At 38.8% G+C, this 2589-nt stretch carries 1 protein-coding gene, 1 pseudogene and 1 CRISPR repeat array; the gene and the pseudogene both read right to left on the bottom strand.

Features of this window, described 5'->3' with window-relative positions:
- Window positions 1–191: pseudogene (locus tag DFR58_RS21545) on the bottom strand (hypothetical protein); the annotation flags it as partial.
- A 52-nt stretch (window positions 192–243) separates the two neighbouring features.
- Entirely contained in the window at window positions 244–780 is a 537-nt protein-coding gene (locus DFR58_RS21540) for an Rpn family recombination-promoting nuclease/putative transposase (protein WP_278278829.1), read from the bottom strand.
- A gap of 183 nt (window positions 781–963) precedes the next feature.
- A CRISPR array of direct repeats spans window positions 964–2327; the repeat unit is 38 nt; unit sequence GTTTCAATCCTTGTTTTAATGGAACTTGCTCTTAAACA.
- Window positions 2328–2589: the final 262 nt, after the last annotated feature.

The raw sequence follows: 2589 nt of genomic DNA, 5'->3' as shown, positions 1-2589 counted from the left end.
CTTCTTAATCTCATTGAAGCTTCCAAGATATTGAAGCACCTCTTCCGCCACCTGTCCAGCGGCTTTCCTAAATCCGGCTTTGCCCTCCTGAACTTAGGCAGCTCTATAAACCTTACCTCCATTATGTCTGTCAGCTTGCAGTCCTTATGCCTGTCTTCCCACAGGTGAAACACAGTGCTGTAGCTGTCCACATCTATATAGCTAAAATCCAGTATGTTTATCGTTTAGATCGGCCTCTTCCATTTATATTATACTCTCAACCTCTTCAACTGTAAGACCTGTAAGCCTTGAAATCTCTTCATCTTTTACGCCTATGCTTCGCATATTCCTGACTATGCCTGCCTTCATCTGAAAAGTTCCCTTCTCCATCCCTTTCTGTATACCCTTCTCTATACCCTTCTCTATACCTTCGCGCAGCCCCTCTTCTCTCGCGCCTGTAATCCTTGTTATCTCATCATGCACGGCCATTTCCCGCGCTTCATAGTACCTTCTTATCTCATCGAAACTACCAAGATACTGAAGCACCTCTTCAGCCCTTGCTATTGCAGGCTCTTCTCTCATTGCCATCTCAAGCACCTCCTCCGGCGAATCTTCAATAAACACCAGCCACCTGTCCAGCGGCTTTCCTAAGTCCGGCTTTGCCCTCCTGAACTTGGGCAGTTCTATAAACCTTACCTCCATTATGTCCGTCAGCTTGCAGTCCTTGTGCCTGTCTTCCCACAGGTGAAACACTGTGCTGTAGCTGTCCACATCTATATAGCTGAAATCCAGTATGTTTATCGTTATTGTAAATATATTATTATTTTACCAGAAATCATGACGGATTAACATAGATTTGTTTGTCGGCTGGCGTAAGAAATGAGTGGGACTTTTGTGTTAAGTAGCCTGAAGTGTCAAAGGCATCCTTACTTTCATTATTTCTTATTTTCATCTATTACAGGAAAATTTATTGTTAATTTTTCTGTTTTTATCCTTGTTCTAATGGAACTTGCTCTTAAACAAAATTATTTTGAAGGAGTGTTTAATATGTATAACGGTTTCAATCCTTGTTTTAATGGAACTTGCTCTTAAACACACTACCACACCATGAGCCAGAGAAGTGGGCTTTATTGTTTCAATCCTTGTTTTAATGGAACTTGCTCTTAAACAACACGACCATCCTGCCCAAACATATTAAAATTGGTAGTTTCAATCCTTGTTTTAATGGAACTTGCTCTTAAACCTATACAATTTTCCTCTCCATACTGTTTCGTCTGCACGTTTCAATCCTTGTTTTAATGGAACTTGCTCTTAAACTAATTTTGTTTGGGGCTTATCGCCCCGGAAGGATGAAGTTTCAATCCTTGTTTTAATGGAACTTGCTCTTAAACATGATGTGCGGTATTTTGTGCCGGATGGGGATTCTTGTTTCAATCCTTGTTTTAATGGAACTTGCTCTTAAACAACAAATGACACAATGTAAGCGTTTATCTCTGGAGATGTTTCAATCCTTGTTTTAATGGAACTTGCTCTTAAACCCAATGATTTTGCTTATTACCCAGTACGATAACAAGCTGTTTCAATCCTTGTTTTAATGGAACTTGCTCTTAAACGCAGTTCACTAATGACTTTAACATCGACTTTTTCCTGTTTCAATCCTTGTTTTAATGGAACTTGCTCTTAAACATCTTGACAGGCCCCGGCAAACATAAAAGAATTGTGTTTCAATCCTTGTTTTAATGGAACTTGCTCTTAAACAGCATTACTTAATACTAGCATTTTGACAAATGCTGGGTTTCAATCCTTGTTTTAATGGAACTTGCTCTTAAACATTTCACGGAAGGCTCTATGACTCCAATGTTTATCCTGTTTCAATCCTTGTTTTAATGGAACTTGCTCTTAAACAATTCTGTAGGTAGACCGTATTTTGCAAGAATAGATTTGTTTCAATCCTTGTTTTAATGGAACTTGCTCTTAAACGCAGTTCACTAATGACTTTAACATCGACTTTTTCCTGTTTCAATCCTTGTTTTAATGGAACTTGCTCTTAAACACCGCTTTATGCATTGGGAGTTTGGGGATAATGCGAGTTTCAATCCTTGTTTTAATGGAACTTGCTCTTAAACGTTCTGTGATTTCTGCGGATTCCATAAGCGGACGTAGTTTCAATCCTTGTTTTAATGGAACTTGCTCTTAAACAAAAGTATTACACAAGCTATGGGATGGGCATTTAAAAAGTTTCAATCCTTGTTTTAATGGAACTTGCTCTTAAACATTCTCCGCAAATGGAAAAATGAACTTCAAAACCTTGTTTCAATCCTTGTTTTAATGGAACTTGCTCTTAAACAGACCTTTTGATCAAAATCCTCACATATCAGTCATTACAGCATTTTCTTGGCCCCTTGAATATTGTACTTTTTGAACATGGTATCGGGACATACCTTTTCAGATTCACGGGTATTCCTTTTGCGATAAGGAATGTCCCGGAATTAATTCTCTTTCACCCCGTTTTTTACCCATTTTCTAATCAGTAACAGGGCACTTAAACCCTACAGCCATATGCCTTTGCGGAGCTAGATCCGTAAAACTCCGATAATTTCTCAAGAACAG

Origin of the sequence: Anaerobacterium chartisolvens, assembly GCF_003337415.1 — a bacterium.
In the GTDB taxonomy this organism is placed as follows: domain Bacteria; phylum Bacillota; class Clostridia; order Acetivibrionales; family DSM-27016; genus Anaerobacterium; species Anaerobacterium chartisolvens.
This window is presented reverse-complemented; position numbering and strand designations above follow the sequence as displayed.